Source organism: Frigoribacterium sp. 2-23, assembly GCF_049601585.1.
Lineage (GTDB): Bacteria > Actinomycetota > Actinomycetes > Actinomycetales > Microbacteriaceae > Frigoribacterium.
The window spans coordinates 1,632,737-1,658,877 of the sequence record NZ_CP187126.1 but is presented as its reverse complement, the minus strand read 5'-3'; the positions used below and the strand labels follow the sequence as shown (position 1 = coordinate 1,658,877).

The 26,141-nt window shown below is 71.1% G+C and carries 26 protein-coding genes; 15 read left to right on the top strand and 11 right to left on the bottom strand.

What is annotated here, in order from left to right; translation table 11 throughout:
- Positions 1–185 precede the first annotated feature (185 nt).
- The gene (locus ACPEEZ_RS07825; protein ID WP_423917138.1) at positions 186–1,073 is read left to right on the top strand and encodes a hypothetical protein; all 888 of its coding nucleotides are present in this window, start codon (positions 186–188) and stop codon (positions 1,071–1,073) included.
- A 22-nt stretch (positions 1,074–1,095) separates the two neighbouring features.
- Here ACPEEZ_RS07825 and ACPEEZ_RS07820 read toward each other — a convergent pair whose 3' ends face one another.
- The 9 genes from ACPEEZ_RS07820 to ACPEEZ_RS07780 all read right to left on the bottom strand — a co-directional run bounded on the left by ACPEEZ_RS07820 (position 1,096) and on the right by ACPEEZ_RS07780 (position 11,105).
- Positions 1,096–1,674 (bottom strand): GIY-YIG nuclease family protein, encoded by a 579-nt coding sequence (locus tag ACPEEZ_RS07820; RefSeq protein WP_423917135.1) that lies wholly within the window; start codon positions 1,672–1,674, stop codon positions 1,096–1,098.
- A gap of 99 nt (positions 1,675–1,773) precedes the next feature.
- Complete coding sequence (locus tag ACPEEZ_RS07815) at positions 1,774–3,984, bottom strand: NADP-dependent isocitrate dehydrogenase (protein ID WP_423917132.1); 2,211 nt, start codon at positions 3,982–3,984, stop codon at positions 1,774–1,776.
- A 143-nt stretch (positions 3,985–4,127) separates the two neighbouring features.
- Positions 4,128–4,748, bottom strand: a complete 621-nt coding sequence (locus ACPEEZ_RS07810) for a pyridoxine/pyridoxamine 5'-phosphate oxidase (protein WP_423917130.1) — start codon at positions 4,746–4,748, stop codon at positions 4,128–4,130.
- Positions 4,745–5,551, bottom strand: a complete 807-nt coding sequence (locus tag ACPEEZ_RS07805; protein WP_423917128.1) for a creatininase family protein — start codon at positions 5,549–5,551, stop codon at positions 4,745–4,747. Before ACPEEZ_RS07805 ends, ACPEEZ_RS07810 begins: the two co-directional genes overlap by 4 nt.
- Positions 5,548–6,900 (bottom strand): FAD-binding oxidoreductase, encoded by a 1,353-nt coding sequence (locus ACPEEZ_RS07800; protein ID WP_423917125.1) that lies wholly within the window; start codon positions 6,898–6,900, stop codon positions 5,548–5,550. The genes ACPEEZ_RS07805 and ACPEEZ_RS07800 overlap by 4 nt, the downstream gene beginning before the upstream one ends.
- A gap of 2 nt (positions 6,901–6,902) precedes the next feature.
- Positions 6,903–8,084 carry an ABC transporter substrate-binding protein gene (locus ACPEEZ_RS07795; protein WP_423917122.1) on the bottom strand — a complete coding sequence of 394 codons (1,182 nt, stop codon included), beginning with the start codon at positions 8,082–8,084 and terminating at the stop codon, positions 6,903–6,905.
- A gap of 117 nt (positions 8,085–8,201) precedes the next feature.
- Positions 8,202–9,050, bottom strand: a complete 849-nt coding sequence (locus ACPEEZ_RS07790) for an ABC transporter permease (RefSeq protein ID WP_423917119.1) — start codon at positions 9,048–9,050, stop codon at positions 8,202–8,204.
- Positions 9,050–9,829 (bottom strand): ABC transporter ATP-binding protein, encoded by a 780-nt coding sequence (locus ACPEEZ_RS07785; protein WP_423917116.1) that lies wholly within the window; start codon positions 9,827–9,829, stop codon positions 9,050–9,052. The genes ACPEEZ_RS07790 and ACPEEZ_RS07785 overlap by 1 nt, the downstream gene beginning before the upstream one ends.
- Before the next feature lie 4 nt (positions 9,830–9,833).
- Positions 9,834–11,105 carry an amidohydrolase family protein gene (locus ACPEEZ_RS07780; RefSeq protein ID WP_423917113.1) on the bottom strand — a complete coding sequence of 424 codons (1,272 nt, stop codon included), beginning with the start codon at positions 11,103–11,105 and terminating at the stop codon, positions 9,834–9,836.
- A 98-nt stretch (positions 11,106–11,203) separates the two neighbouring features.
- On the opposite strand from ACPEEZ_RS07780, the gene ACPEEZ_RS07775 reads away from it, so the two are divergent.
- Together ACPEEZ_RS07775 and ACPEEZ_RS07770 are read left to right on the top strand one after the other, a co-directional pair.
- Positions 11,204–11,866, top strand: coding sequence for a helix-turn-helix domain-containing protein (locus ACPEEZ_RS07775; protein WP_423917110.1), 663 nt, complete (start codon positions 11,204–11,206; stop codon positions 11,864–11,866).
- Positions 11,863–12,819, top strand: coding sequence for a PDR/VanB family oxidoreductase (locus tag ACPEEZ_RS07770; protein WP_423917108.1), 957 nt, complete (start codon positions 11,863–11,865; stop codon positions 12,817–12,819). The genes ACPEEZ_RS07775 and ACPEEZ_RS07770 overlap by 4 nt, the downstream gene beginning before the upstream one ends.
- Here the strand turns inward: ACPEEZ_RS07770 and ACPEEZ_RS07765 are convergent.
- Complete coding sequence (locus tag ACPEEZ_RS07765; RefSeq protein ID WP_423917105.1) at positions 12,816–14,135, bottom strand: amidohydrolase family protein; 1,320 nt, start codon at positions 14,133–14,135, stop codon at positions 12,816–12,818. The genes ACPEEZ_RS07770 and ACPEEZ_RS07765 overlap by 4 nt on opposite strands.
- Positions 14,136–14,344: 209 nt before the next feature.
- Between ACPEEZ_RS07765 and ACPEEZ_RS07760 the strand changes: the two genes are divergently transcribed.
- Positions 14,345–15,628 carry an aminotransferase class V-fold PLP-dependent enzyme gene (locus tag ACPEEZ_RS07760; protein ID WP_423924211.1) on the top strand — a complete coding sequence of 428 codons (1,284 nt, stop codon included), beginning with the start codon at positions 14,345–14,347 and terminating at the stop codon, positions 15,626–15,628.
- Complete coding sequence (gene sufU, locus ACPEEZ_RS07755; RefSeq protein WP_423917103.1) at positions 15,625–16,098, top strand: Fe-S cluster assembly sulfur transfer protein SufU; 474 nt, start codon at positions 15,625–15,627, stop codon at positions 16,096–16,098. The genes ACPEEZ_RS07760 and sufU overlap by 4 nt, the downstream gene beginning before the upstream one ends.
- Positions 16,099–16,107: 9 nt before the next feature.
- On the opposite strand, the gene coaBC is transcribed toward sufU, so the two are convergent.
- Positions 16,108–17,343 carry a bifunctional phosphopantothenoylcysteine decarboxylase/phosphopantothenate--cysteine ligase CoaBC gene (coaBC, locus tag ACPEEZ_RS07750; protein ID WP_423924210.1) on the bottom strand — a complete coding sequence of 412 codons (1,236 nt, stop codon included), beginning with the start codon at positions 17,341–17,343 and terminating at the stop codon, positions 16,108–16,110.
- Between the two features lie 156 nt (positions 17,344–17,499).
- Here coaBC and ACPEEZ_RS07745 point away from each other — a divergent pair, with 156 nt between their 5' ends.
- The 10 genes from ACPEEZ_RS07745 to ACPEEZ_RS07700 all read left to right on the top strand — a co-directional run bounded on the left by ACPEEZ_RS07745 (position 17,500) and on the right by ACPEEZ_RS07700 (position 26,111).
- Entirely contained in the window at positions 17,500–18,270 is a 771-nt protein-coding gene (locus tag ACPEEZ_RS07745; protein ID WP_423924175.1) for an NRDE family protein, read from the top strand.
- Between the two features lie 105 nt (positions 18,271–18,375).
- A complete protein-coding gene (thrS, locus tag ACPEEZ_RS07740; protein ID WP_423924209.1) occupies positions 18,376–20,346 on the top strand; it encodes a threonine--tRNA ligase in 1,971 nt (656 codons plus the stop codon).
- Positions 20,343–20,954 carry an HIT family protein gene (locus ACPEEZ_RS07735; RefSeq protein WP_423924174.1) on the top strand — a complete coding sequence of 204 codons (612 nt, stop codon included), beginning with the start codon at positions 20,343–20,345 and terminating at the stop codon, positions 20,952–20,954. The genes thrS and ACPEEZ_RS07735 overlap by 4 nt, the downstream gene beginning before the upstream one ends.
- A 25-nt stretch (positions 20,955–20,979) precedes the next feature.
- On the top strand, positions 20,980–21,900 hold the full coding sequence (pdxS, locus tag ACPEEZ_RS07730; protein ID WP_423924173.1) for a pyridoxal 5'-phosphate synthase lyase subunit PdxS: 921 nt from the start codon (positions 20,980–20,982) through the stop codon (positions 21,898–21,900).
- A complete protein-coding gene (gene pdxT / locus ACPEEZ_RS07725) occupies positions 21,890–22,519 on the top strand; it encodes a pyridoxal 5'-phosphate synthase glutaminase subunit PdxT (RefSeq protein ID WP_423924172.1) in 630 nt (209 codons plus the stop codon). Before pdxS ends, pdxT begins: the two co-directional genes overlap by 11 nt.
- A gap of 55 nt (positions 22,520–22,574) precedes the next feature.
- Positions 22,575–23,336 (top strand): YebC/PmpR family DNA-binding transcriptional regulator, encoded by a 762-nt coding sequence (locus ACPEEZ_RS07720; RefSeq protein WP_423924171.1) that lies wholly within the window; start codon positions 22,575–22,577, stop codon positions 23,334–23,336.
- Between the two features lie 6 nt (positions 23,337–23,342).
- Positions 23,343–23,921 (top strand): crossover junction endodeoxyribonuclease RuvC, encoded by a 579-nt coding sequence (gene ruvC, locus ACPEEZ_RS07715; protein ID WP_423924170.1) that lies wholly within the window; start codon positions 23,343–23,345, stop codon positions 23,919–23,921.
- Positions 23,918–24,532: a Holliday junction branch migration protein RuvA gene (gene ruvA / locus ACPEEZ_RS07710; protein ID WP_423924169.1), complete on the top strand. Its 615-nt coding sequence runs from the start codon at positions 23,918–23,920 to the stop codon at positions 24,530–24,532. Before ruvC ends, ruvA begins: the two co-directional genes overlap by 4 nt.
- On the top strand, positions 24,529–25,554 hold the full coding sequence (gene ruvB / locus ACPEEZ_RS07705) for a Holliday junction branch migration DNA helicase RuvB (RefSeq protein WP_423924168.1): 1,026 nt from the start codon (positions 24,529–24,531) through the stop codon (positions 25,552–25,554). Before ruvA ends, ruvB begins: the two co-directional genes overlap by 4 nt.
- Before the next feature lie 155 nt (positions 25,555–25,709).
- Positions 25,710–26,111 carry a preprotein translocase subunit YajC gene (locus ACPEEZ_RS07700; RefSeq protein ID WP_423924167.1) on the top strand — a complete coding sequence of 134 codons (402 nt, stop codon included), beginning with the start codon at positions 25,710–25,712 and terminating at the stop codon, positions 26,109–26,111.
- Positions 26,112–26,141: the final 30 nt, after the last annotated feature.

The following is a 26,141-nucleotide window of genomic DNA, read 5'->3' as shown; positions in this document are numbered from 1 at the left end:
TCGGGCTGTGGAGGGGACGCCCGTGAGCGGGCGACGAGGGATGCCCGGATCGGGCGGACCTCCGACCCTAACCCCCGATGCGCACGCATGATTCCCGGATGACGCCGTGTGTCGGCCGGGCGTCGTCGGTAGCTGCGCGTCGTCGGTGGCCGGGCGATGTCGGTGGCTCGTCGTAGCGTGCGCTCGTGCCGGAGCCGATCGAGAGATGGTGGGCGCGACGTCGATGGTCGCGCGGTGCCGACGTGCCCTACGCCGTCGGCACGTATCGCGAGGCCTGGGCCGTCTATCCCGTGCTGGTGCGGCAGTACCACCCCGATCTCAACGCGGGCGTGCTTCTCACGCAGATCCCGCCGATGGCCGAGGTGTGGCTGTGTTGGCAGTGCGACGTGGGGCACGTCTTCGTCGCGACACCGGCCGAACAGCGCTCCCGGCCCGGACGGGAGCGGCGCCGATCGTCGTGGTGCCCCGACTGTGCCGCCCTTGCGAAGCCGCAGACGCCCCGGCCGCAGACGCCCCGGCCGCCGACGCCGGTCGAGCCGGCCGTCGGGCGGGCCCCCGGATCACAGCCCGTGCGGCAGCCCGTAGCCCGAGCCACGACGGCGGGGACGACGGTCTGCCCGAAGACCCCGCGCCTGCCGACGGGCGAGCCGTTCGCGAGCGCCTGCGCCCCGAAGCCGGCCTCGGCCGTGGAAGCCGACATCCGGCAGCGCCTGGCCGCGCGACTCGACTTCACCCCCGGTCTGAACGCGATCCGTCTCGGTGCGCCGTTCTTCGACCACGTCGAGGCCTGGCCCGACATCGTGCTGTCCGACCTGCGAGTCGCGATCGAGTACGACAGCATCGGCCGGCACGGCCTCGAGCACGTGGGGCGGCGCGAGGCCGCCGATCGTCGGAAGGACCGCGCCCTCCGCGCCGCGGGGTGGGAGGTCGTCCGGCTGCGCGGCGGCAAGCTGCAGGCGCTCGGCCCGTACGACCTGCTGTCGGCCGGGGCGACGAACACGACCGTCACGCGTCTGATCGACGTGCTGCGCGACATCAGGGGTCCGCTGATGGTGGACGCCTATCTGCGCTGACGGCCAGCCGTCGTCATACGGTTCACGAGCGCAGGGCGATCGCCTCGCTGACCCAGCGTGCGTGAAGCTGCCACGGTTCGGGCTGGCCGGAGGCCAGTGCGGTGGCGTGGTCGAGTACGGCGCGATCGGCGGAGAACCACTCGGTGCGACCGAACCGCTGGGCGGCGAACTGCTCGTGGCGTCGTCGCTCGACGGCGCGCCCGCCGCGTTCGAACGCGAGCAGCTGGTCGTGCCACAGCCGGCCCAGCCGCTGATGCGGGTTCGCGGTCGTGCCGATCTTCACCCGGTCGTCGAAGCGGATGTAGTAGACGACGTCGACGCGGGGAGGCGCGAGATCGACATCGGGGACCTCGCCGTGCCTCCATTCGCAGACCGCGCAGAGCCAGCCCGACGGGTACCGGACACCGAGACGGGAGGCGCAGAGGAGGCACGGTGACGGGAGGAGGTCCGTCACGCCTGCCGCCTCGGCGACCCAGTCGTGGGCCACCTCGAGGTGACGATCGCACAGGGGCACGGGCGCGGCCGGGGGGAGGGCGCGGTCACACGACGGGACGCGGCAGGTGTCCGCAGGGAGCGGCGGATCGCCGTCAGTCGTCGTCATGGGCCGAGGGTACGTCGAGCCCCCGACAGACGGACGACCGGGGGCGCCGAAGCGCCACCCGGCCGTCCGAGGAGCCGGAGACCCGACCGGGCTGGAACTCTAGAGCGAGGCCAGCGTCTCGTTCAACGTCGTCGACGGACGCATCACGGCGCCCACCTTCGCCTCGTCGAGTCGGTAGTAGCCGCCGACGTCGACGGGCCTCCCCTGGACGGCGATCAGCTCGTCGACGATCGTCTGCTCGTCGGCGTCGAGGCGGGCCGAGAGGGCCGTGAAGTCGGCGGCCAGGCCGGCGTCGCTCGTCTGGGCCGCGAGGGCCTCCGCCCAGTACTTGGCGAGGTAGAAGTGGCTGCCGCGGTTGTCGATCGTACCGATGGCGCGCCCCGGCGAACGGTTGTCGTCGAGGAACCGGCCGGTCGCCTGGTCGAGCGTGTCGGCGAGCACCTGGGCGCGGGTGTTGCCCGTGCTCGTGGCGAGGTGCTCGAAGCTGACGGCCAGGGCCAGGAATTCGCCGAGGCTGTCCCAGCGGAGGTAGTTCTTCTCCACCAGCTGCTGCACGTGCTTCGGTGCGGAGCCACCCGCACCGGTCTCGAAGAGGCCGCCCCCGTTGATCAGCGGCACGACCGAGAGCATCTTGGCCGAGGTGCCGAGCTCCATGATCGGGAAGAGATCGGTGAGGTAGTCGCGGAGCACGTTGCCCGTCACCGAGATCGTGTCCTCGCCGCGGCGGATGCGCTCGAGCGAGAACGTCATGGCGTCGACCGGGGACATGATCTCGATCTGCAGCCCGTCGGTGTCGTGGTCGCCGAGGTAGCGGGTCACGAGCTCGATCAGCACGCGGTCGTGGGCACGGGTCTCGTCGAGCCAGAACACGGCGGGGGAGCCGGTGGCGCGGGCGCGGGTGACGGCCAGCTTCACCCAGTCGCGGATGGGGACGTCCTTGGTCTGGCACGCGCGCCAGATGTCACCGGCCGAGACCTCGTGCTCGATCAAGGTCGCCCCCGACGAGTCGACGACACGGACGACGCCGTCGGCCGTCATCTGGAAGGTCTTGTCGTGCGAGCCGTACTCCTCGGCCGCCTGGGCCATCAAACCGACGTTCGGCACCGAGCCCATCGTGGCGGGATCGAACGCGCCGTTCACGCGGCAGTCGTCGACGACGGTCTGATAGATGCCCGCGTAGCTCGAGTCGGGGATAACGGCGAGCGTGTCGTGCTCGCCGCCGTCGGCGCCCCACATGTGACCCGACGTGCGGATCATGGCCGGCATCGACGCGTCGACGATGACATCGCTCGGCACGTGCAGGTTGGTGATGCCCTTGTCGGAGTCGACCATGGCGAGGTCGGGGCCGGCCGCGATGGCACGGTCGAACGCGGCACGAATCTCGGTGCCGTCGGCGATCGAGGCGAGCCCCTGGAAGATGCCGTTGAGGCCGTCGTTGGGGTTGAGGCCCGCCGCCTGCAGCTCGGCGCCGTAGCGCTCGAAGACGTCCGCGAAGAAGACCCGGATGACCTGGCCGAACATGATCGGGTCGGAGACCTTCATCATCGTCGCCTTGAGGTGCACCGAGAACAGCACGCCGTCGGTCTTCGCCCGCTCGATCTGCGCGGCCAGGAAGGTGCGCAGAGCGTCGACGCGCATGACGGTGGCGTCGACGACCTCGCCGGCCAGCACGGGGAGCGACTCGCGCAGCACCGTCACGGTGCCGTCGGCGGCCGTGAACTCGATGCGCAGCGTGTCGTCGGCGGGGAGGACGACCGACTTCTCGTTCGCCCGGAAGTCATTCTCGCCCATCGTGGCGACGGTCGTCTTCGAGTCGGCCGACCACGCGCCCATGCGGTGCGGGTGCTTGCGGGCGTACTGCTTGACGCTGGCGGGTGCGCGTCGGTCGGAGTTGCCCTCGCGCAGGACGGGGTTGACGGCGCTGCCCTTGACGCGGTCGTAGCGGGCGCGGACGTCGCGGTCGGCGTCGGTCGTGGGCTCGTCGGGGTAGTCGGGCAGGTCGTAGCCCTTGCCCTGCAGCTCGGCGATGGTGGCCTTGAGCTGGGGGATGGACGCCGAGATGTTCGGCAGCTTGATGATGTTCGCCTCGGGCGACTTGGCGAGCTCGCCGAGCTCGGCGAGGGCGTCGTCCACGCGCTGCTCGTCACTGAGCCGCTCGGGGAACTGCGCGATGACGCGGCCGGCCAGCGAGATGTCCCGCGTCTCGACCTCGACGCCGGCCTTCTTGGCGAAGGACTGGACGATGGGCAGGAACGAGTGCGTCGCGAGCAGCGGCGCCTCGTCGGTGAGCGTGTAGATGATCTTGGCCATGCTGGCGGTACTCCCTTGTTTGCACGCGGTCCGGTGCGGGCGCTCGAGGGCGCGCGGCACCGGGTCTCGACACGAGGCGTCTCGACACGAGATGTCTCGATGTCAAGATACCTGCCCGACCCGAACGATCGGTCAAGGGAACGCTATCCGGCGAGTGCCCCGTGCGACCAGCCGGCCTGCCCGAGCGACCACTCGTCGCGACGACTCGCCGTGTCGGGTGCGCTCTGCCAGAACGTGAGGCGCCTCGGTCGGACGACGAACCCGGCCCACGTCGGCGGTGGCCCGAGAGCGTCGTCGTGGGTCTCGGCGAACTCGGCCCACCGACGGCGGCGCTCCCCGACCGGCAGGGCGGCGAACTCGTGCGTGTTCTGCCAGGCCAGCTGCCGGAGGTACGGCGAGCGCGCCTCGAACGCGGCGAGCGTCTCGTCGGCCGGCGCCGGCTCCGCCGTGCCCTGCACCGTGAGCTGGCGGGTGAACCCCGGCCACAGCACGACGAGCGCCACGGCCGGGTTCGCGACGAGCTGGACGGCCTTGCGGCTCGTGGCGTCCGTGTGGAACGAGAGACCGTGCCGGTCGAACGACGTCATCAGGACGGTCCGGGCGTCGGGTCGCCCGTCGGCGTCGACCGTCGCGAGCTGCATCTGCGGTCGGTCGACGTCGTCGGCGGCGGGCAACCAGGCGACCAGGAGGCGCCACGCGGCGTCCGGGATCGGCTCGCGCCGCGCCTCCTCGGTGGTCTCGCGAGGTGGGGTGCCGTCCGTCACGGAGCGAAGCCGACCGGCCGGGTCGGCGGCCGGTGCCGGAAGGCGGCGATCTCGGCGAGCGCCGCGACGCCGTTCGCCACCGCCGTCTCGTAGAGCTCGGCGCCCCAGGCCGCGTTCGCCTCGGAGGCGTCGCCGACGACGCCGGCCGGGCCGAAGTCGTCGCTCAGCCAGCCGAAGTGCACGGGGCCGCCGTTGAAGCGGATGTGCTCGAGACCGGCCATGTGGTCGGGTATCCAGCGCTCGGCCTTCGACAGGTCGACGAGGTCGGGCCGGAGGTGCAGGATCATCGACGTCTCGCTGTGTCCGCCGTGCACGCCGAAACCCTGTTCGTCGGGCCCGTTGACCCCGTCTCCCGCAGCCATGCCGGTACCCATCAAGAACGTGCGGAGACCGAATCGGCGCCGGAGCTCGCGCAGCGCCACCTGCAGCAACGCGATGTTGCCGCCGTGCCCGTTGTAGAACACGAGCGTGCGGGCCGGCGTCGACTGCAGGGAGCGGCCGATGTCGACGACGGTCTGCAGCAGGGTGTCGGCGTTCAACCAGAGGGTGCCGGGTGCCCAGTGGTGCTCGTCGGACTTCGTGTAGGCGAGGGAGGGCAGCAGCCAGACGTCCTGCCCCTCGGCCGCGGCCGTCTCGACGACGGCGCGGCCGATCAGATCGGCCATCAGCCAGTCGGTCGCGAGCGGCAGGTGCGGGCCGTGGTGCTCGATGGCGCCGGTCGGCAGCACGAGGATGCTGTCCTCCGTCAGGGCGGCCGCGGCGGCGGGCCCCGACAGCTCGATCAGATCGCGGGACGGGCTCATGAGACCTTCGCCCCCGTCGACAGGGGTGCACCGGCGACGAGCTTGCCCGGGTTGAGCAGCCCGTCCGGGTCGGTGGTGGCGGCGAGGGCCGCGGTGCGCTCCGGCTCGAAGTCGACGAACCACTGGTGCGGGTTGTGGAATCCGACGCCGAGGGCCGTGAGCTTCTCGAACCCGGCGTAGACGGCCTCCGCCGACTCGTAGACGCCGGCGAGCATGCCGATCGGTCGTCCGTGCTGCGACTCGATGTGCAGCATGCCGCCCGGGTAGACCGCGTGCACCTCGTCGATGCGGTCGACGAGCGCGTCGCCGGACACCTCGACGTGGAAGTACGTGTCGGGGTAGGCCTTCTGCAGCCACTCGATGGGGTGGTTGTACGACATCATGCTGATCTTCATCGAGGTCTGGGCGCCCTCGCGGACGTCCTCGACCCGACCGCCCGCCGCCTCGACGAGACGGGTGGCCTCGTCGACCGTGGCGACGTCGAGGATGCCCCTCAGCGAGACCCGGCCGGGCGGGATGCCCGGGTCGTCGGGCAGGGCGTCGGCGAGGGTGGGCAGGTCGGCCGAGACGAGCCGGGGCGTCGGTTCGAGGGCGGCGAACGGGCGGATCAGCGAGAGTGCCTGCTCGAACGTGTCGAAGCTGGCGAAGAACCCGCGCCAGTCCTGGAGCGGTTCGAGCCGGACCGTGGCGCGCGCGATGATGCCGGCCGTGCCGTAGTTGTGGACGTAGGGCTGGGCCTCGGCACCCTCGACGTGTTCGAGTCGGGCGTCGGGTGTCGCGTGGACGACGTCGAGGGCCGCGACGAAGCCGCCGCTGTTCGAGCCGTGCTTGATCGAGCCGGTCCCGCCCGAGCCGCCCGAGAGGAACCCTCCGATGGTCGACTGGGCCGTCGACGGGTACATCAGGATCTGCTGCCCCGTCTTGGCGGCCGCCTGCTCGAGCGCCACCATGGTGGCGCCCGCCTCGGCCGTGATGACGCCGTCGCCGACGTCGACGATGGCTCTGGCCCGCGTCGTGTCGAGGACGAGCCCGCCCGCCATCGGGATGGCCTGGCCGTAGTTGCCCGTACCCTTGCCGCGCGGGGTGATCGGCACGCCGTGCCGGACGGCGAGCCCGACGACGACCGCGATCTCCTCGGCCGTCGACGGGAGGGCCACGAGATCGGCGAGCCCGAGCGGGAGCTGCTCGCTGATCACGGGTGACAGCCGTGACCCGTCGAGCGAGGCGCGTTCGCGGGCGGCCAGCTCGACCGAGACCGCCCGGTCGCCGAGGGCGGCCCGGAGGTCGGCCTCGAGCGCCGCGAGCGCGGTCGGGGCGACCGGCACGGCGGTCGCGCTGTTCGTCGTCATGCTCAGAATCCCAGGCTGATCGAGTCGTCCAGGAACTTGTTGGTGTAGAGGTCGGCCGGTGTGAGGCCCGCCTTCACCGCCGTCCCGGTCGCGGCGAAGATCGGTGTGTCGATGTCGATGATCTTCTGCATGCGCTCGTCGTTCATGTCGCCGACGTAGCCGTTGTCGCCGTCGGTCGCGATCTTCAGCTTCTTCATCTGCTCGGTGGCGAACGCGGCGACGTCCTTGTCGTAGACCCAGCCGGTGTTGTACTGGTTCACGAGGTCGACGATCTTCTCGTTCGTGGCCTCGGGCGAGGCGAAGAAGTCGACGTCGGCCTGCTGCAGCACGGGCACGAGCTTCTCCAGGCACGGGGTCAGCTTCTCGAGGTCGCCGCTCCGCACCGACATGGCCTCGGGGTAGATCGGGTAGCCCGTGTCGTTGACGAGCTGGTACGAGACGTCCTTGCCCCAGGCGGAGACCTGGTTCTTGTAGATGTAGGGCTCGGCGGTCGCGAAGCCCTGCTGTGCGTCCTTGCCCTTGGCCACGACGAACTTCGAGGGGGTGCCGTCGTAGCTGCCGTCGACGACGCTCTTCGGCAGGATGTCGTTGCCCGTCAGGTAGTCCATGTACGCGGACCCGCCGAAGTAGCGCACGACGCCGCCGTCGTCGGCGAGGGCCGAGCCCAGCTCCTTGATGGTCTTGACGTCGGGGTAGGTCTTCGAATCCCACATGATCATCTGCGGCGAGATGTCGTTCTCGGCGAACACCGCCGTCGTGGGCAGCTTCTCGCTGTTCTGGACGGCCTCGTCGGTCGTGACGTAGCCGAGCGTGATGTCCTTGTCCTGGTACATCTGCGAGCTGACCGAGGCGAAGCCGATGGCGGGGCCGCCCGCTCGGATCTCCACCTTGACGCCGGTCGGCTTGCCGCCGGCCATCAGGTCGCTCGTGACCGACTTCTGACCCGCGTCGACGGTGTAGTCCTGGCCGAGCAGCTGATAGGCGTGGCCGTGCTCGGACTCGGGGTTCCAGTCGGTCTGGATGACGACGGTGGCGGGGCAGACGCCGGACAGGTCGACGCTGGCGCCGGTCGAGACGGCCTGCGGTGCCGACGACGATCCACTGCCGCCGCTGCAGGCGGTGAGGGCGGCGGCCGTGACGACGACCAGGCCGATCGCGGTCACGGTACGGGTGGTGAGCTGCATGGCTTCTCCAGTTCGAGGGGGAGGGGCAGGAGGGTGTTCGGGTGCGGAGGAGGGACGAGGGACGGAAGGAGGCGCGGTGAGGGACGGGAGGCGCGGTGAGGGTCGGCGGGACGCCGGTCAGTTGAAGTCGAACCAGCGACCGATGGCGAGGCGTCCGAGCCAGCCGAAGAGGACGAACACGAGCACGCCGAAGACCGAGGCGACGACGATCGCGGCGAACATCTCGGCTCCGTTGAGGCGCTGGTTCATGACGGAGATGAGCACGCCGAGTCCGCCCTGGCCGCGCTGGAAGAACTGGTCGGCCACGATCGCGCCGATCACCGAGAGACCGGCCGAGTTGCGCAGGCCGATGAAGATCGACGGCAGGGCGGCGGGGAACCTCAGCTTCGTCAGCGTCGTCCAGCGCGAGGCGCCCTGCAGCTGGAACAGCTCGCGCTGCCCCTTGTCGACCGACTGCAGGCCGAACAGCGTGTTCGCCACCATCGGGAACAGGGCGAACAGCACCGTCACGATGATCCGCGAGGGCATCTCGTAGCCGAACAGCGATCCGATCAGCGGCACGAGCGCCAGGATGGGGATGCACTGCAGGACGACGGCGTAGGGGAACAGCGCGCTCTCGATCCACTTGGCCTGCACCATCAGCACGGCCCACGCGATGCCCAGAACGATGGCGATCGCGAGCCCGATCACGGCGATGAGAGCCGTGTTCCCGAGCGCTTCCAGAAGCTGCGGCCGGAAGGCGGGCTCGGCGACGATCGCCTTGAGCACCAGGTGCGGGTACGGCACGAGGAAGGGCAGCTCGCGGACCTTGTCGTAGTACAGCGCGATCAGGTAGCCGACGCCGATGAGTCCGACGAACACGACCACCGGCAGGACGGCGTTGCGCGTGCGGGAGGCCGAGCCGCGCCTCCGGCCGGCAGCCGATCGCCGCTCGACGGCGGTGGTGACGCGGGTGTCGACAGCCATCAGTGGTGCCCTTCTCGAAGTGCGTGCGAGACCTCGCCGACGAGTTCGGCGAACTCGGCGGTGAAGCGGATCTCGGGGTCGCGTGGCATGGGGAACGGCACGTCGAACTCGCCGACGATGCGACCCGGCCGACCCGACATGACGATGACGCGGGTCGAGAGGTAGACCGCCTCCGACACCGAGTGCGTGATGAACAGGCCGGCGAAGCCCTTCTCGACGAACAGCCTCAGCAGCTCGTCGTTGAGGCGTTCGCGAGTGATCTCGTCGAGCGCGCCGAACGGCTCGTCGAACAGGAACAACTCGGGGTCGAGGGTGAGCGAGCGTGCCAGCGAGGCCCGCATCTTCATGCCGCCCGACAACTGCTTCGGCAGGTTCTTCTCGAAGCCGGACAACCCCACGAGGTCGATCGCCTCGCGCGCTCGCACGGCGCGTTCGGCCTTCGGCATGCCGTTCAGCTCGGCCAACAGCTCGACGTTGTCGAGGATGCTCCGCCACGGCAGCAGCGTCGCGTCCTGGAAGACGTAGCCGATGCGATCGGTGTCGACGTCGGCGTCGCCCTCGGAGGCGGTCTCGAGCCCCGAGGCGATGCGCAACAGGGTGGACTTGCCGCAGCCCGACGGCCCGACGACCGTCACGAACTCGCCGCGGTCGACGGTCAGGTCGACGCCCTGCAGGGCGACGGTGCCGTTCGGGAACCGCAGCGCGACGTCGGAGAAGTCGAGCAGCGTGCTGCGCCGTCCGCTCAGCACGGGAGCAGGGGGCGTCTCGGTCGTGGTCATGTCGTTACCTGATTTCGGTGAGGATCGGGGTCTGGTCAGCTGAGGAGGCACGGGTCGACCCCGACGCGGGCGTCGCCACGCGCGAGCGCACGCTCGTCTCGGCCACCACCCGTCCGCGATGGATGACGACGCGCTCGGGCGACGCCGTGGCGACCGCGTCGGCGAGGCTGCCGGCGCGGATGGCGAGCAGTTCGGCGCGGGCGCCGGGCACGACGCCGGCCGTCGGCAGGCCGAGCACCGATCGCGCCCCGTCGGCGACGGCCGTGTAGGCCTCGTCGATGGTGAGGTGGCCGGCCGTGACGAGCAGCATCGCGGTCTCGAGCGCGTCGCCCCGGCCGAGCGGGTTGAACGGGTCGCGGACGTTGTCGGCACCGGCTGCGAAACGGACGCCGGCGTCGAGCAGGTCGCGCGCCGCCGTGAGACCGCGGGGCGCGCCCGCGTCGTGCTCCCAACCCTGGAGGTAGAGGTTCGTGATGGGGTTGGCGATCACGCCGATGTCGGCCGTCTTGACGGCCGCGATCGTCTCGGTCCGTTCGGCGCGGCCCATCGTGCCGAGGCGGACGCAGTGGCCTGCCGACACGTTGACCGTCCAGTCGCGCACGGTGTGGGCGAACTCGCGGAGGGTGACCGGTCCGTCGAGGCTCTCGTCGGTGTGCAGGTCGACGCCCACGCCACGACGGTCGGCGAGCGCCAGCAGGCGCTGCAGATCCGCGCTCGGGTCGTCGGCGAGGTGCGGCGCACCCCCGACGAGGTCGACGCCGAGGTCGAGGACGGCCTCGATGTCGGCATCCGTCGTGTCCTGGGAGGCGAGGGCCACGATCTCGATGTCCATGAGGTCACGGAGCTCGTCGCGGACCCGGACGAGAGCTTCGGCTCCCCGCGTGGGTGCGTCGCCGAGCAGGACGTCGACGTGGCTGCGGACGGCCGTCGTGCCCTGCGAGAGCATGCGGAGGGCCTGGGCCCGGGCACGCCCGGCGATGTCGTCGACGGTCATGGTCGCGGCGTAGACCCGCCACGAAGCGATGGCCAGGCCGAGGTCGCCCATCGGGGGCCGGATGGCATCCCACGACAGGGCCTTGTCGAGGTGCGCGTGCGGCTCGGCGGGCGCGGTCAGCAGGAGGAACCCGGTCAGGTCGAGGGACTCCGCGACCGGTGCCGCCTCGCCTGCCGGGAGCACCGCCTCCACCGTGTCGCCGTCGAGGAGCACGTCGACGACGCGGCCGTCGGGCAGGGTCGCACCCGTCAGCAGGCGGAGTCGGCGGGGGAGATCGGTCACGGGCGGGGCGCCTTCCGATGGTGGAATAATGTTGATGGGCTCAACATGTGTCAATCTAGGGACGGCCCGTTTCCGGCAGATGACGCCATCGTTTCCACGTGTTAATTGATGCCGGGTCGTCGAGGCCACGTCAGACAGAGCCCGTCCGCCCCCGCCGTTCGAAGGAGCCTCCCGTCAGCACGACCGACACCGCGATCGACCCGCAGGCACTGGCCGTGGGCGGACGCATCCGACAGCTCCGACGCGCCAGGGGCCTGACGCTCGTGCAGCTCGCCGCCGTGGCCGAGCTGTCGCATCCCTTCCTCAGCCAGCTGGAGCGCGGCCTGGCCCGGCCCAGCATGGTCTCGCTGGGCCGCATCGCCCAGGCGCTCGGGTCGAGCCAGGTCGAGTTGCTCGCGGCCGCCGACGACGCCGTCGAGCCGGCGGCCCAGCCGATCGGTCTCGTGCGGAACGACGAGGGTTCGACGGGCCCCTACGGGCAGGCCGGCGCACGCCTGCTCGTGCACGGCGCGCGCCGGTTCACGCCCATGGAGATCCGTGGCACCGACCTCGTTCCCGACGCCTTCTTCACGCACGCCGAGGACGAGTTCGTACACGTCGTCGAGGGAGCGCTCGTCGTCGAGCTCGGCGACGACGAGCCCCGCGTGCTCGAGGTCGGCGACTCGCTCTACTACGTGGGCGGCACCCCGCACCGCTGGCACGCCCTCGACGATCGGGGCTATCGCCTGTTCGTCGTCAAAGAGCACGCGGCCGTCCGATGAGCGCGGGGCTGCACGACACCGAGTTCGACGTCGTCGTCACGGAGCGCGTCGCCGGGTCGCGGGACGTCGAGCTCTTCACCCTCGGCCCGATCGGCGGCGCCTCGCTGCCGCAGTGGACACCCGGTTCGCACATCGACGTCGTGCTGCCGAGCGGGGACGTGCGCCAGTACTCGCTCTGCGGCGACCCCGCGGCCGACACGTGGCGTATCGGCGTCCTGCGCGAGGTCGACGGACGAGGAGGCTCGGCCTGGCTGCACGACGAGCTGGCCGTCGGTGAGACCCTCAGGGTCGCGGGGCCGCGCAACCACTTCGAGTTCGAGCCCCGCCGCGGCACGGCTTACCGCTTCGTGGCCGGGGGAGTCGGCATCACCCCGATCTCGGCGATGGCGGCTCTCGCCGCGGCGGCCGGCGTCGACTACGAGCTGCACTACGCGGGCCGGTCGCGCGAGACCATGGCCCTGCTCGACGAGCTCGCAGTCCGGCACGGCGACCGCCTGCACGTCTACGCCCGCGACGAGGGCTCCCGGCTGGATCTCGACCGGCTCTTCGCGGCACTGCCCCCGTTCACGACGACGTACTGCTGCGGCCCGGAGCGCCTGCTCGACGCCGTCGAGGCGGCGGGCGCCGGGCGGCAGGTGGTCGTCGAGCGCTTCGAACCGAAGACCGTCGGCGAGCCGGTCCTGCACGAGGCGTTCGAGGTCGAACTGGCGGCCAGCGGTATCACCGTCACCGTGCCTCCGGAGCGCAGCGTGCTCGACGTGATCGACGACGCCGGCGTGCTCGTGCTGTCGAGCTGCCGCGAGGGCACCTGCGGGACGTGCGAGACCGTCGTGCTCGAGGGCGAGGTCGACCACCGCGACTCGATCCTCACGCCCGACGAGCAGGCGGCGAACGACCGCATGTTCGTCTGCGTGTCCCGCGCCGCGTGCCCGCGGCTCGTCCTCGACCTCTAGGCGCGCACGCCGAGGCGGTGGTGCAGACGGTCGACGAGGTCGTGCTCGTCGCCCGTGGTCAGCCGGCCGTCGCGGACGACCGACCGGCCCGCGACGAGGACATCGCGAGGGCGCCGACCGGGTGACGCCCAGAGCAGACCGGCCACCGGATCCGCGACGCCGGCGTCGGCCACCCCGCTCACGTCCCACAGGCAGAGGTCGGCCGCCGCCCCCGGCCGGAGGTGCCCGAGCTCGGGGCGACCGAGTCCTCGCGCGGATCCGTCCGTCGCCAGGGCGATCGCGTCCCGCGCCTCCAACGGTGGACCGACGAGCGGAGCCACCTGCAGCGCCAGCCGGGCGTCGGCCAGCAGATGCCCGGCGTCGTTGCTACCGCCCCCGCTCGTGCCGAGTCCGACCGCGATACCGGCGGCCCGCAGCGCCTGCACCGGCGCGATGCCCCAGCCCATCGGCAGATCGCAGCCGGGCGCGTGCGTTGCGCTCACGCCGGCGGCCGCGAGTCGGGCGATCTCGTCCTCCGTGACCGCGCACAGGTGGGCGATGGTCACGTCGGGGGCGAGCCAGCCCCACTCCTCGAGCAGATCGAGGGGGCGCCTCCCGTAGCGCTCGAGCGCGATCGCGACGTCGACCTGCTCGTTCGCCTGGGTGCGCCTCCGGAGCCCGTGCTCGGCCGCCACGGCGCCCAGCGCCTCGAACGTCTCGCGGGGGTCGCTGTGCACCCCGGCCGGTCCGACGGCCAGCTGCAGCAGGCCGTCGTCGCTCACCCCGCCGGAGGTGCGGGGAAGCAGGGCGCGCACGATCGCGTCCGCCGACGCCGCCGCCGTCTCGGGGGAGTCCCGGGCCGAGCCGCGCACGAAGACGAGTCGCGACCCGAGCCCGGCGGCCGTGGCGGCCACGGCCGCCGCCAGGTCGACGGTGGCCTGGACGCCCACCTCGGCCGGCGGCCAGTTCAGGTGGTGGTCGGCGATCGTCGTCACACCCGACAGGAGGCCCTCGGCGATGCCCACGGCGGACGTCGCGGCGACGAGAGACGCGTCGATGCCCGCGCCCGCGTAGGCCCGGGCCATCGTCGGAAGCCACTCGGCCATCGGCACGCCCCGCGTGCCGGGGAGCGTGCGGAACCCGTTCTGGAGGAGGTGGTGGTGTGCGTTGACGAGACCGGGCGTGACGACGCAGCCGGTCGCGTCGAGGATCTCGACGACCTCTCCCGGGCGGACGTCGGCGGGGTCGACGACGCGGCCGTCCCGCACGAACAGGCTGCCCGTGGTCTCGGTGTCGCGGTCGATGACGATGTGGCTGGCGCCGGTGATCTCGAGCACGGGCGCCACCCTAATCGCGTCGTGTGACGGCGATGTTTCGATCGCGGGTCGACCGGGGAAGTCGCTCCGAGGCCAGGGCGACGGGCTCCCGCCCGGGTCGTCACGCCCAGGACGGCTCGTTACCATCGAGGGGAAAGGACACCGTGACTCACCTGACACCCGAACCCCGCGCCTCCTCGTCGTCCTCCGGCTCCGCGCCTCGCGCGGCCCTGACCGACGACGACGCCCGCGCCCTCCGCGTCGACTTCCCGCTGCTGCGGCAGGAGGTGAACGGCGAACCGCTCGCGTACCTGGACTCCGGTGCGACGGCGCAGCGGCCGACGCGCGTCCTCGACGCCGAACGTGGCTTCCTCGAGACGACGAACAGCGCCGTGCATCGCGGCGCCCACACTCTCGCGGCCCTCTCGACCGAGGCGTTCGAGGACGCCCGTGAGACCGTGGCCCGGTTCGTCGGCGCGACGGCGGACGAGATCGTCTGGACGTCCAACGCCACCGATGCGATCAACCTCGTCGCCTACGGCTTCGCCAACGCCTCCCGGGGGCGCGGCGGGTCGGCCGCCGAGCGGTTCGTCGTCGGCCCGGGCGACGAGATCGTGGTCACCGAGGCCGAGCACCACGCGAACCTCGTGCCCTGGCTCGAACTGGCGGCGACGACCGGAGCCGACCTCCATTACGTGCCCGTGCGCGACGACGGCACGTACACCGCCGACGACGTCGCGGCCGTGGTGACCGAGCGCACGAGGGTGGTGGCGTTCGCCCACGTCTCGAACGTCACGGGCTTCGTCGCACCGGTCGACGAGATCGTGGCGCTGGCGCACGCCGTCGGTGCCCTCGTCGTGCTCGACGCCTGCCAGTCGGCTCCCCACCGTCCGCTCGACCTGCACGCCCTGGACGTCGACTTCGCGGCGTTCTCGGGGCACAAGATGCTCGGCCCGACCGGCATCGGCGTCCTCTACGGTCGTCGAGGGCTGCTCGACGCGCTGCCGCCGTTCCGGACCGGCGGCTCGATGATCTCGACCGTCACGATGGAGGGTGCGGACTACCTGCCCGCCCCGCAGCGCTTCGAGGCCGGCACGCAACCCGTCTCGCAGGCCGTCGCCCTCGCCGAGGCCGTGCGCTATCTCGAGGCCGTCGGTCTCGACCGGATCCGTGACCACGAGGAGGCGCTCGGCGAGCGTCTCGTCAGCGGTCTCGAGGCTCTGCCGGGTGTCACCGTCGTCGGGCCGCCGAGCGGGGTCGCCCGCGCGGGGCTGGCGTCCTTCGACGTCGCCGGCGTGCACGCGCACGACGTCGGGCAGTACCTCGACGCGGTCGGCATCGCGGCCCGGGTCGGGCACCACTGCGCCCAACCCCTGCACCGCCGGCTCGGGCTGACCGCCACGACCCGCGCGAGCACCTACCTGTACACGAGCACCGACGAGATCGACCGGCTGATCGACGCGGTGTCGGGCGTGCGCCGCTACTTCGGCGTGGACGGCGAGGCGACGGCATGAGCGCGTCTCTCGACAACCTGTACCAGCAGGTGATCCTCGACCACGCCAAGGCGCGACACGGTGACGCGGGGTCGCTCGACGACCTCGCCGCGGCCACGACGGGTCCGCACGCCGAGCACTACGAGCGGAATCCGACCTGCGGCGACGAGATCACGGTCCGGCTCGCCCTGGACCCGGAGACGGGCCGGGTCGCCGACCTCCGGTGGTCGGGCGCCGGCTGCAGCATCTCGATGGCCTCCGCCTCCGTCCTGTCGCAGCTCGCGCCGGGTAGGACCCTCGACGAGCTGGCGGCGCTCGTGGGAGAGTTCCGCGAGATGATGCGTTCCCGGGGCGCGGGCGAGCCGGACGACGAGGTCCTCGGGGACGCCGTCGTCTTCCACGGTGTCTCGAAGTTCGTCATGCGCGTCAAGTGCGGCATGCTCGCGTGGGTCGCGGCCGAGGTCTGCGGCCGGGAGCTCGCCACCGCCTGACCGTCCGTCTCAGGCTCGGACCGCGAGCACGGCGTCCCAGATCGCCGCGGAGACCCCGGTCTTCGAGCCGCTCGCCCGTGCGACCACGTCGCCGGAGACCGAGATGATCGTCGCCGTCGACTCGTCCGAGCCGAAGCCCCGCGTCCAGCCGACCGGGTTGAGCACGAGCAGGTCCGCCTTCTTGCGGGCCATCTTGGTGCGGCCGAGCGCGAGCAGCGCCTCCTCGTCGTCGGCCGTCTCGGCGGCGAAGCCGACGACGGTCTGACCCGGGCGTCGCGACGCGGCGAGCCCGGCCAGCACGTCCGGGTTCTCGACCAGCCGGAGCGTCAGCGTGTCGCCCTGCACGTCCTTCTTGATCTTCGTCTCGGCGACAGCGGCAGGGCGGTAGTCCGCGACGGCAGCGGCCATCACGACGACGTCCGCCGTCTCGGCGGCCTGGTGCACGGCGGCCGACAGCTCGAGGGCCGTCCCGACGTCGACGATGGTGATCGGCTCTCCGTCGCTCTGCCGCACGGCGGCGAGAGCCGCCCGCACGTCGCGGTCGGCATGGGCGGCCACGACGGTGACCCGCGCACCGCGCCGGGCGGCGTCCGCGGCCAGCGCCTGACCCTGGCGGCCGCTCGACCGATTGCCGAGGTAGCGCACCGGGTCGAGCGGCTCGCGCGTGCCGCCGAGGGAGACCACGACCTCGAGTCCCGCCAGGTCGAGCGGCGCGTCGCCCGCGGTCGCGGCGGCCAGGGCCTCGTCGACGATGCGGTCGGGGTCGCTCAGGCGGCCGGGCCCCACGTCGCCTCCGGTCAGCGGTCCGTCGTCGGGGCCTACGACGACGACTCCGCGACGGCGGAGGACGGCGACGTTCGCCTGCGTCGACGGGTGCCGCCACATCTCGGTGTGCATCGCGGGAGCCACCACGACCGGTGCCGTCGTCGCGAGCAGGGTCGTGCCGAGCAGGTCGGAGGCCAGGCCCGTCGCCATCGCGGCGAGGGTGTGCGCCGTGGCCGGCGCGACCACGACGAGATCCGCCCGCTGACCGAGCGCGACGTGCCGGACCTCGGCGACGTCGTCGTAGAGGGAGGCCGTCACGGGATTGCGGCTCACGGCCTCGAACGTCGGGGCGCCGACGAAGCGCAGGGCGTTCTCCGTGGGCACGACGTGGACGTCGTGGCCCCGCAGGACGAAGCCGCGGACGATCGACACGGCCTTGTACGCCGCGATCCCGCCGCTCACGCCGACCACGATCGTCAGGGCCCGGGTGGGGCGTCGGTCATCTTCTGCGGGGCTCGTCGACACGGTCGTCCTCTCGTCGCCCGGATGCTCGGCTCGGGCGGGTAGCGTTGCGACGTCCACGATGCCGCATCCGCGCCGTGGACGCCGCATCGCCCACCCGAAGAAGGTCTATCCGTGTGCACCGTCATCGTGTCCCTCCAGCCCGGCACCGACTGGCCCGTCGTGCTGCTCGGACTCCGTGACGAGCTCGCCGACCGGCCGTGGGACCCGCCGGGGGCCTGGTGGCCCGAGCTCGGCGACCGGGTGGTCGGCGTGCACGACCGGGAGGCCGGGGGAGCCTGGCTCGCCGGAGCGACGGGGCCGTCCCGATTGGCCGTCGTGCTCAACCGGCACGAGCAGCCGACGGCGCCACCCGGCGGCTGGACGACCCGTGGCGCCTTGCCCCTCGACGCCGTGGTCGACGGCGTCGTCCCGACGGGGCCGCAGACCAGCCGGCCGTTCACCCTCCTGTCGACGGACGACGGCACGGCCCGCACGACCTCCTGGGACGGCGAGAGCACCACGACGACGGAGCTCCCGGCCGGCGTCCACATGCTCACGCACGGCCGCACGGACGACCCGGATGTCGCCCGGGTGGCCCGCTGGCTGCCGCGATTCCGAAGCGCGCCGGCGCCCACGTCATCCCTGCCCGACGCCTCGGACGCTGGGGACGGGGAGGGCAGTTGGGGCCCGTGGCTCGACGTGCTCCGCGAGAGCGCCGAGCTGCCCGTCGAGCACGACGAGGCGATCGTCAAGCGCGAGACGCTGCCCGACGGACGACTGTTCGGCTCCCTGTCCGCGTGCATGGTCGCCCTGTCGGCCGAGCGCGTCTCGATCTCGCACGCGCGCCTCCTCGGTAACGGATCGGTGGCCGACGCCCTCACCCGGCGCACGACGACCCGGTGACGGTCACGCTCCCGTCTAAACTGAGCTGAATCCCTCGACGTAAGGAACCTCTCCGCCGTGTCTGACCAGTCGCCACTCGCTTCGTCCGCCTCCACCCCCGAGCCGGTGCAGGTCACCGAGACGACGACGGGGTTCGAGGTGTTCACGGACCGCTCCGTCGTGGCCGTCCGTGTCGACGGCGAGCTCCGCGACCTCGCGTCCGAGCTGAAGCCGGGCGACGTGGTCAGCCCCGTCGGCATCGACACGCCCGACGGCCTCGACATCCTCCGGCACTCGGCTGCCCACGTGATGGCGCAGGCCGTCCAGGCGATCAACCCCGAGGCCAAGCTGGGTATCGGCCCGCCCGTCACCGACGGCTTCTACTACGACTTCGACGTGGCCGAGCCCTTCACCCCCGACGACCTCAAGGCCATCGAGAAGGGCATGGAACGCATCATCCGTCAGGGGCAGCAGTTCCGTCGACGCGTCGTCACCGACGCCGAGGCGCGCGAGCTGCTGGCCGACGAGCCCTACAAGCTCGAGCTGATCGGCCTCAAGGGCGGCTCCGACGAGGTCGCGGGCGATGCCGGCGAGTCCGTCGAGGTCGGCGGTGCCGAGCTGACGGTGTACGACAACGTCGACCCGAAGACCGGCGAGGTCGTCTGGTTCGATCTCTGCCGCGGCCCGCACGTGCCGTCCACGCGCATCCTCGGCAACGCCACCAAGCTGATGCGCGTCGCCGCCGCCTACTGGCGCGGCAGCGAGAAGAACAAGCAGCTGCAGCGCATCTACGGCACCGCCTGGCCGACGAAGGACGAGCTGCGCGCCTACCAGGCCCGGCTCGAGGAGGCCGCGAAGCGCGACCACCGCAAGCTCGGTGCCGAGCTCGACCTCTTCTCGTTCCCCGACGAGATCGGCTCGGGGCTCGCGATCTTCCACCCCAAGGGCGGCATCATCCGCCGTCAGATGGAGGACTACTCGCGTGCCCGGCACGAGAAGGCGGGCTACGAGTTCGTCTACACGCCGCACATCACCAAGTCGAGCCTGTTCGAGACGTCGGGTCACCTCGGCTGGTACAAGGACGGCATGTTCCCGGCGATGCACCTCGACGAGGCCCGCAACGAGGAGGGCGAGATCACGCGGCAGGGGGCCGACTACTACCTCAAGCCCATGAACTGCCCGATGCACATCCTCGCGTACCGGTCGTCGGCGCGGTCGTACCGCGACCTTCCCCTGCGTCTGTTCGAATTCGGCACGGTCTACCGCAACGAGAAGTCGGGCGTCATCCACGGCCTGACGCGCGTCCGCGGCATGACCCAGGACGACGCGCACATTTTCACGACGCGAGACGAGATGGCGAACGAGCTGAAGGGCACGCTCGACTTCGTGCTCAGCCTGCTGCGCGACTACGGCCTCGACGACTTCTACCTCGAGCTGTCGACCAAGGACCCGGAGAAGTACGTCGGCGACGACGCGACCTGGGACGAGGCCACGGAGACGCTGCGTCAGGTCGCCGAAGAGACGGGGCTCGAGCTCGTCCCCGACCCGGCCGGGGCCGCGTTCTACGGCCCCAAGATCTCGGTGCAGGCCCGCGACGCCATCGGCCGCACGTGGCAGATGTCCACGGTGCAGCTCGACTTCAACCTGCCCGAGCGCTTCGACCTCGAGTACACGGCGGCCGACGGCTCGCGGCAGCGCCCGGTCATGATCCACCGCGCCCTGTTCGGCTCGATCGAGCGGTTCTTCGGTGTCCTGACCGAGCACTACGCCGGGGCGTTCCCCGTGTGGCTGTCGCCCGTGCAGGTCATGGGGATCCCCGTCGCGGACGAGTACGGCGACTACCTCGACGGTGTCATCGGGCGCCTCCGCGAGAAGGGCGTGCGCGCCCAGGTCGATCACGGCAACGACCGCATGCCGAAGAAGATCCGCACGCACACCAAGGCCAAGATCCCGTTCCAGCTGATCGCCGGCGAGGACGACCGGGCGAACGGCGCCGTGAGCTTCCGGTTCCGCGACGGCTCGCAGGAGAACGGCATCCCGGTGGACGACGCGATCGCGCGCATCCTCGAGGCCATCGAGACCAAGGTCCAGGTGTGACGAGCCTGCCGGCCGGCCCCGGCGGTGTCGAGGCCGAGTCGTCGGCCTCGTTCGCCGGGGTCCCGGACGAGTTCCAGCGACTCTGGACGCCGCACCGCGCCGTCTACATCGAGCAGGGGCAGATGCCCTCGCGGGAGGACTGCCCGTTCTGCCTCGCACCGTCGATGAGCGACGAGCAGTCGCTGATCGTCGCCCGTGGCACGCACGCGTACGTGCTGCTCAACCTGTACCCGTACAACACCGGCCATCTGCTGGTGTGCCCGTACCGTCACGTGGCGACGTACGACGAGGCGACCCCTGAAGAAGTCGCCGAGATCGGCGCCCTGACGCAGACCGCCATGCGCGTCCTGACCGAGACCTCGCACGCGCAGGGCTTCAACATCGGCATGAACCAGGGTCGCGTCGCGGGCGCCGGCATCGCCGAGCACCTCCACCAGCACGTCGTCCCGCGCTGGCCGATCGACTCGAACTTCTTCCCGATCATCGCGAAGACGAAGGCGATCACCCAGCTGCTGGGCGATGTACGCCAGACCGTCGCCGACGCCTGGCCGTCGTCACCAGGACGGGTCGGCGACGCCCCCACCCCCACCGAGCCCCCTGCGGCCTGACCGCCGCCGTACACTAGAAGGCATCATGAGCGACAGCACCCCCACCTCCTCGTCCCCCTCGTCGTCGCAGACCGGCTCGAGCCGCGTCAAGCGCGGTCTCGCCGAGATGCTCAAGGGCGGTGTCATCATGGACGTCGTCAACGTCGAGCAGGCCCGCATCGCCGAGGACGCGGGTGCCGTGGCCGTCATGGCGCTCGAGCGCGTCCCGGCCGACATCCGCTCGCAGGGCGGCGTCGCCCGCATGAGCGACCCCGACATGATCGACGAGATCGTCGCCGCGGTGTCCATCCCCGTCATGGCCAAGGCACGCATCGGTCACTTCGTCGAGGCGCAGATCCTCCAGACGCTCGGTGTCGACTACATCGACGAGTCCGAGGTGCTGAGCCCCGCCGACTACGTGAACCACATCGACAAATGGAACTTCACGGTCCCGTTCGTCTGCGGTGCGACCAACCTGGGCGAAGCGCTCCGTCGCATCACCGAGGGTGCCGCCATGATCCGCTCGAAGGGCGAGGCCGGCACCGGTGACGTGTCCGAGGCCACGAAGCACATCCGCACGATCTCGAAGGAGATCGCGCAGCTGCGCGGACTGAAGCAGGACGAGCTCTACGTCGCGGCCAAAGAGCTGCAGGCCCCGTTCGAGCTGGTGAAGGAGATCGCCGAGACCGGCAAGCTCCCCGTCGTGCTGTTCACCGCCGGCGGGGTGGCCACGCCGGCCGACGCCGCGCTCATGATGCAGCTCGGTGCCGACGGCGTGTTCGTCGGCTCGGGCATCTTCAAGTCGGGCGACCCCGCGGCACGCGCCGCCGCGATCGTGAAGGCGACGACGTTCTTCGACGACCCGCAGGTCGTGGCCGACGCTTCCCGCGGGCTCGGCGAGGCCATGGTCGGCATCAACGTGCCCGATCTGCCGGCTCCGCACCGGCTCGCCGAGCGTGGCTGGTAACGACGCGACCGCTGGTCCGGTCCGCGTCGGGGTCCTGGCACTCCAGGGAGACTTCCGCGAGCACCTCGCCGTCCTGACGGCACTCGGCGCCGAGGCCGTGCCGGTCCGTCGACCGGCGGAACTCGACTCGGTGTCGGGCCTCGTGATCCCTGGCGGGGAGTCCAGCGTGATGGACAAGCTGTCGCGGGTGTTCGGCATGGCCGAGCCGCTGCGTCGGGCCGTCCATGACGGGCTCCCGGTCTACGGCACCTGTGCCGGCCTCATCATGTTGGCCGACCGCATCGTCGACGGCATCGCGGGCCAGCAGAGCATCGGCGGTCTGGACGTGTCCGTCCGCCGCAACGCGTTCGGATCCCAGACCGACTCGTTCGAGACCGACCTCGTCGTCCCCGCGATCGGGGAGAGCCCCGTGCACGCGGTCTTCATCCGCGCACCGGTGGTCGACGAGGTCGGCCCCCGGGCGACGGCGATCGGCACGTTGGACGATGGACGCGTGGTCGCCGTCGAGCAGGGCAACCTGCTCGGGACGTCGTTCCACCCCGAGGTGACGAACGACTACCGGTTCCACGAGTACTTCCTCCAGAAGGCTCGACAGCACGCCGCCCGCCCGTCCGCGTGACGCGGCGACGGCCCGTTACACTGTTCAGGATCTTCATCCGGAAGTAAGGAGCACCGTGTCCGGGCATTCCAAGTGGGCCACGACCAAGCACAAGAAGGCCGTCATCGACAGCCGCCGCGCGAAGTCGTTCGCCAAGCTCATCAAGAACATCGAGGTCGCCGCCAAGCAGGGCGGCGCCGACATGTCGGGCAACCCGACGCTCGTCGACGCGGTCCAGAAGGCCAAGAAGACCTCGGTCCCCAACGACAACATCGATCGCGCGATCAAGCGTGGTGCCGGTCTCAGCGGTGAGAGCGTCGACTACCAGACGATCATGTACGAGGGCTACGGCCCGAACGGCGTCGCTCTCCTCATCGAGTGTCTGACGGACAACAAGAACCGGGCCGCCGCCAATGTCCGCACGGTCATGTCGCGCAACGGCGGCACCATGGCCGACCCGGGCAGCGTCGCGTACAACTTCAGCCGCAAGGGCGTCATCGCGGTCATGAAGACCGACGGCCTCACCGAGGACGACGTGCTCACGGCCGTCCTCGACGCCGGCGCCGAAGAGGTCACCGACCGTGGCGAGGGGTTCGAGATCGTCACCGAGGCGTCCGACCTCGTCCCGGCTCGCACGGCCCTGCAGGAGGCCGGCATCGACTACGATTCCGCCGATGTCGAGTTCGTCCCCGGTCTCAAGATCGAGGTCGACGCCGAGACGGCCCGCAAGGTCTTCCGACTCATCGACGCGCTCGACGACGACGACGACGTCCAGAACGTCTACGCCAACTACGACGTCCCCGCCGACGTGCAGGCCGCACTCGACGACGACGAGTAACCCCCGGTGACTCTCCGGGTGCTCGGCATCGACCCCGGGCTCACCCGGTGCGGTGTGGGCGTCGTCGAGGTGGATGCGCAGCGGCGTGCCACCCTCGTCGGCGTCCACGTCATCCGCTCCGCCTCCGACGCTCCCTTGGAATCGCGCCTCCTCACCATTGCGCGCGGCATCGAGGGCTACGTCGACGAGTACGCCCCCGAGGCGATGGCGATCGAGCGCGTCTTCGCCCAGAACAACGTGCGCACCGTGATGGGCACGGCCCAGGTGAGCGGTCTCGCCCTCCGGGCCGCCGCCGAGCGCGACATCCCCGTGGCGCTGCATACTCCGTCCGAGGTCAAGGCGGCGGTCACGGGTTACGGGTCCGCCGACAAGCAGCAGGTCGGCGCCATGGTCGCCCGACTGCTCGGGCTCGCCGAGGCGCCCAAGCCGGCCGATGCCGCGGACGCCCTGGCCATCGCCATCTGCCATGCCTGGCGTCGCGGGGGAGTCCCGGCCGGCGCCTCCTCGTCCGGTTCTCTCACTCCCGCGCAGAAGGCGTGGCGGGACGCCGAGAAGTCGGCGCGCACTCCTAGGCTGGGTGCATGATCTCGAGCGTCCGTGGCACCGTGCTGTCCGCCTCCGGCACGACGGCCGTGATCGAGGTCGGTGGCGTCGGCTACCGGGTCGGCATCACGCCGCAACTCGCGCTGACCCTCGCGGTCGGCAGCACGACCCTGCTGCACACGACGCTCATCGTGCGCGAGGACGACATGTCGTTGTTCGGCTTCGCCGAGCTGGAAGAGCTCCAGGTGTTCGACCTGCTGCGCAGTGTGACGGGTGTGGGCCCCAAATCGGCCCAGGGCGTGCTCTCGACCATGACACCGTCGCAGATCGCCGTGGCGATCGCCGACGACGACGACGCGGCCTTCCGTCGGGTGTCGGGCATCGGCCCGAAGACGGCGAAGCTGATCGTTCTGCAGCTCGCAGGCAAGCTCGACGTCGCACCGACCGCGCCCACCGTGACCACGGCGTCGACGACCGCATCCGACGTCGTCGTGGCTCTCGTCGGGCTCGGCTGGTCCGAGCGTGACGCTCAGGCGACCGTGGACGATGTCGTGGCCTCGGTCGGTCCCGAGACCTCGGCGACCGTGCCCGCGCTTCTGCGCGCCGCGCTGACGCGCCTCGGGCCCCAGCGTTCCGCCGGGTCGCGCTCATGACCGCCGGTGACGTGACCGAGCCCACGCTCGAGTCCGAGGCCGAGCTGGCCTTCGAGGGCGCGCTGCGTCCGACCTCCCTCGGCGAGTTCGTCGGTCAGACCAAGGTCAGAGGTCAGCTCGAGCTGCTGCTGAAGGCCGCCTCGATGCAGGGGCGCACACCCGACCACATCCTCCTGGCCGGCCCGCCCGGGCTCGGCAAGACCACGCTCGCCATGATCGTCGCCCACGAGAGCAACCGCCCCCTGCGTATGTCGTCCGGGCCCACGATCCAGCACGCCGGCGATCTGGCCGCGGTGCTGTCCGCCCTCGTGCCCGGCGAGGTCCTCTTCATCGACGAGATCCACCGCATGGCCCGCTCGGCCGAAGAGATGCTGTACCTCGCGATGGAGGACTACCGCATCGACATCATGGTCGGCAAGGGAGCGGGCGCCACCAGCATCCCGCTCGAGCTCTCGCCGTTCACCCTGGTCGGTGCCACGACGCGTAGCGGCCTGCTGCCGAACCCGCTCCGCGACCGGTTCGGCTTCACGGCCCATCTCGAGTTCTACGACGAGCTCGAGTTGCGCGAGGTGCTCCGCCGGGCGGCGTCGCTCCTCGACGTCGCGATCGACAAGGAGGCGCTGGCCGAGATCGCCGGACGCTGCCGGGGGACGCCGCGCATCGCCAACCGCCTCCTCCGCCGGGTGCGGGACTACGCCCTCGTGCACGACCGGCCCGCCGATCTCGCGACCGTTCGGGAGGCGCTCGACCTGTACGACGTCGACGCGCTCGGCCTCGACCGCCTCGACCGGGCCGTCCTGGACGCCGTACTGCGGCGATTCGACGGGGGGCCGGTGGGGCTCAACACGCTGGCCGTCTCGGTCGGCGAGGAGGCCGACACGATCGAGTCGGTGGTCGAGCCGTTCCTCGTGCGAGTGGGCCTCCTGACCCGCTCACCGCGCGGTCGCATCGCCACCCCCGCGGCCTGGCGCCACTTCGGACTCGAGCGTGCCTCAGGGGCGTTGTTCGGAGATGACCTATAATTCCTGCAGACCTGCCAGCGTCCGGCGTTCTTGCCGAGCTGTGCCGATCAGAGTTCGCCTCGATGTCAGTCAACTGCCGTCGACCGGGTCTCGGTCGGCGGAGTGGCGCCGACCAGCCCACACCGACAATCACCGATTAGCGAAAGGGAGTTCCTATGGATCCCTCGATTATCATCATGGTCCTCCTTCTGGTGGTCCTCGTCTTCTTCATGTTCCGCAACAAGCGCAAGCGCGACCAGCAGCAGGCCGACCTGCAGACCAAGATGGTCCCCGGTGTCGAGGTCATGCTCACGTTCGGCCTGTACGGCACGCTCGTCGCGATCGACGAGGAGAACAACGTCGCCGAGGTCGAGATCGCGCCGGGCAGCATCGTCAAGGTGCACCGCCAGACCCTCGGCCGCGTCGTCGAGCCCGTCATCGCCGAGCTGCCCGTCGTCGACGACGAGGTGTCCGCTCCGGTGGCCGACTCCGGCGTCGAGCCCCGCCAGTTCGGCGAGAAGGTCGACGGCGACCGTGCCGACGCGACCAGCACCGAGTCCGACAAGGGCCAGGCCTGACCCCCTGACGATCGCCCGGTAGCCTCGCGT

What these genes read in the sequence shown, in the direction of transcription:
- ACPEEZ_RS07820 (WP_423917135.1), bottom strand. Translation starts at nt 1,674, where the DNA reads ATGACGACGACTGACGGCGATCCGCCGCTCCCTGCGGACACCTGCCGC.
- ACPEEZ_RS07815 (WP_423917132.1), bottom strand. Translation starts at nt 3,984, where the DNA reads ATGGCCAAGATCATCTACACGCTCACCGACGAGGCGCCGCTGCTCGCG.
- ACPEEZ_RS07805 (WP_423917128.1), bottom strand. Translation starts at nt 5,551, where the DNA reads ATGAGCCCGTCCCGCGATCTGATCGAGCTGTCGGGGCCCGCCGCCGCG.
- ACPEEZ_RS07800 (WP_423917125.1), bottom strand. Translation starts at nt 6,900, where the DNA reads ATGACGACGAACAGCGCGACCGCCGTGCCGGTCGCCCCGACCGCGCTC.
- ACPEEZ_RS07795 (WP_423917122.1), bottom strand. Translation starts at nt 8,084, where the DNA reads ATGCAGCTCACCACCCGTACCGTGACCGCGATCGGCCTGGTCGTCGTC.
- ACPEEZ_RS07790 (WP_423917119.1), bottom strand. Translation starts at nt 9,050, where the DNA reads ATGGCTGTCGACACCCGCGTCACCACCGCCGTCGAGCGGCGATCGGCT.
- ACPEEZ_RS07785 (WP_423917116.1), bottom strand. Translation starts at nt 9,829, where the DNA reads ATGACCACGACCGAGACGCCCCCTGCTCCCGTGCTGAGCGGACGGCGC.
- ACPEEZ_RS07770 (WP_423917108.1), top strand. Translation starts at nt 11,863, where the DNA reads ATGAGCGCGGGGCTGCACGACACCGAGTTCGACGTCGTCGTCACGGAG.
- sufU (WP_423917103.1), top strand. Translation starts at nt 15,625, where the DNA reads ATGAGCGCGTCTCTCGACAACCTGTACCAGCAGGTGATCCTCGACCAC.
- pdxS (WP_423924173.1), top strand. Translation starts at nt 20,980, where the DNA reads ATGAGCGACAGCACCCCCACCTCCTCGTCCCCCTCGTCGTCGCAGACC.
- ruvA (WP_423924169.1), top strand. Translation starts at nt 23,918, where the DNA reads ATGATCTCGAGCGTCCGTGGCACCGTGCTGTCCGCCTCCGGCACGACG.
- ruvB (WP_423924168.1), top strand. Translation starts at nt 24,529, where the DNA reads ATGACCGCCGGTGACGTGACCGAGCCCACGCTCGAGTCCGAGGCCGAG.
- ACPEEZ_RS07700 (WP_423924167.1), top strand. Translation starts at nt 25,710, where the DNA reads ATGGATCCCTCGATTATCATCATGGTCCTCCTTCTGGTGGTCCTCGTC.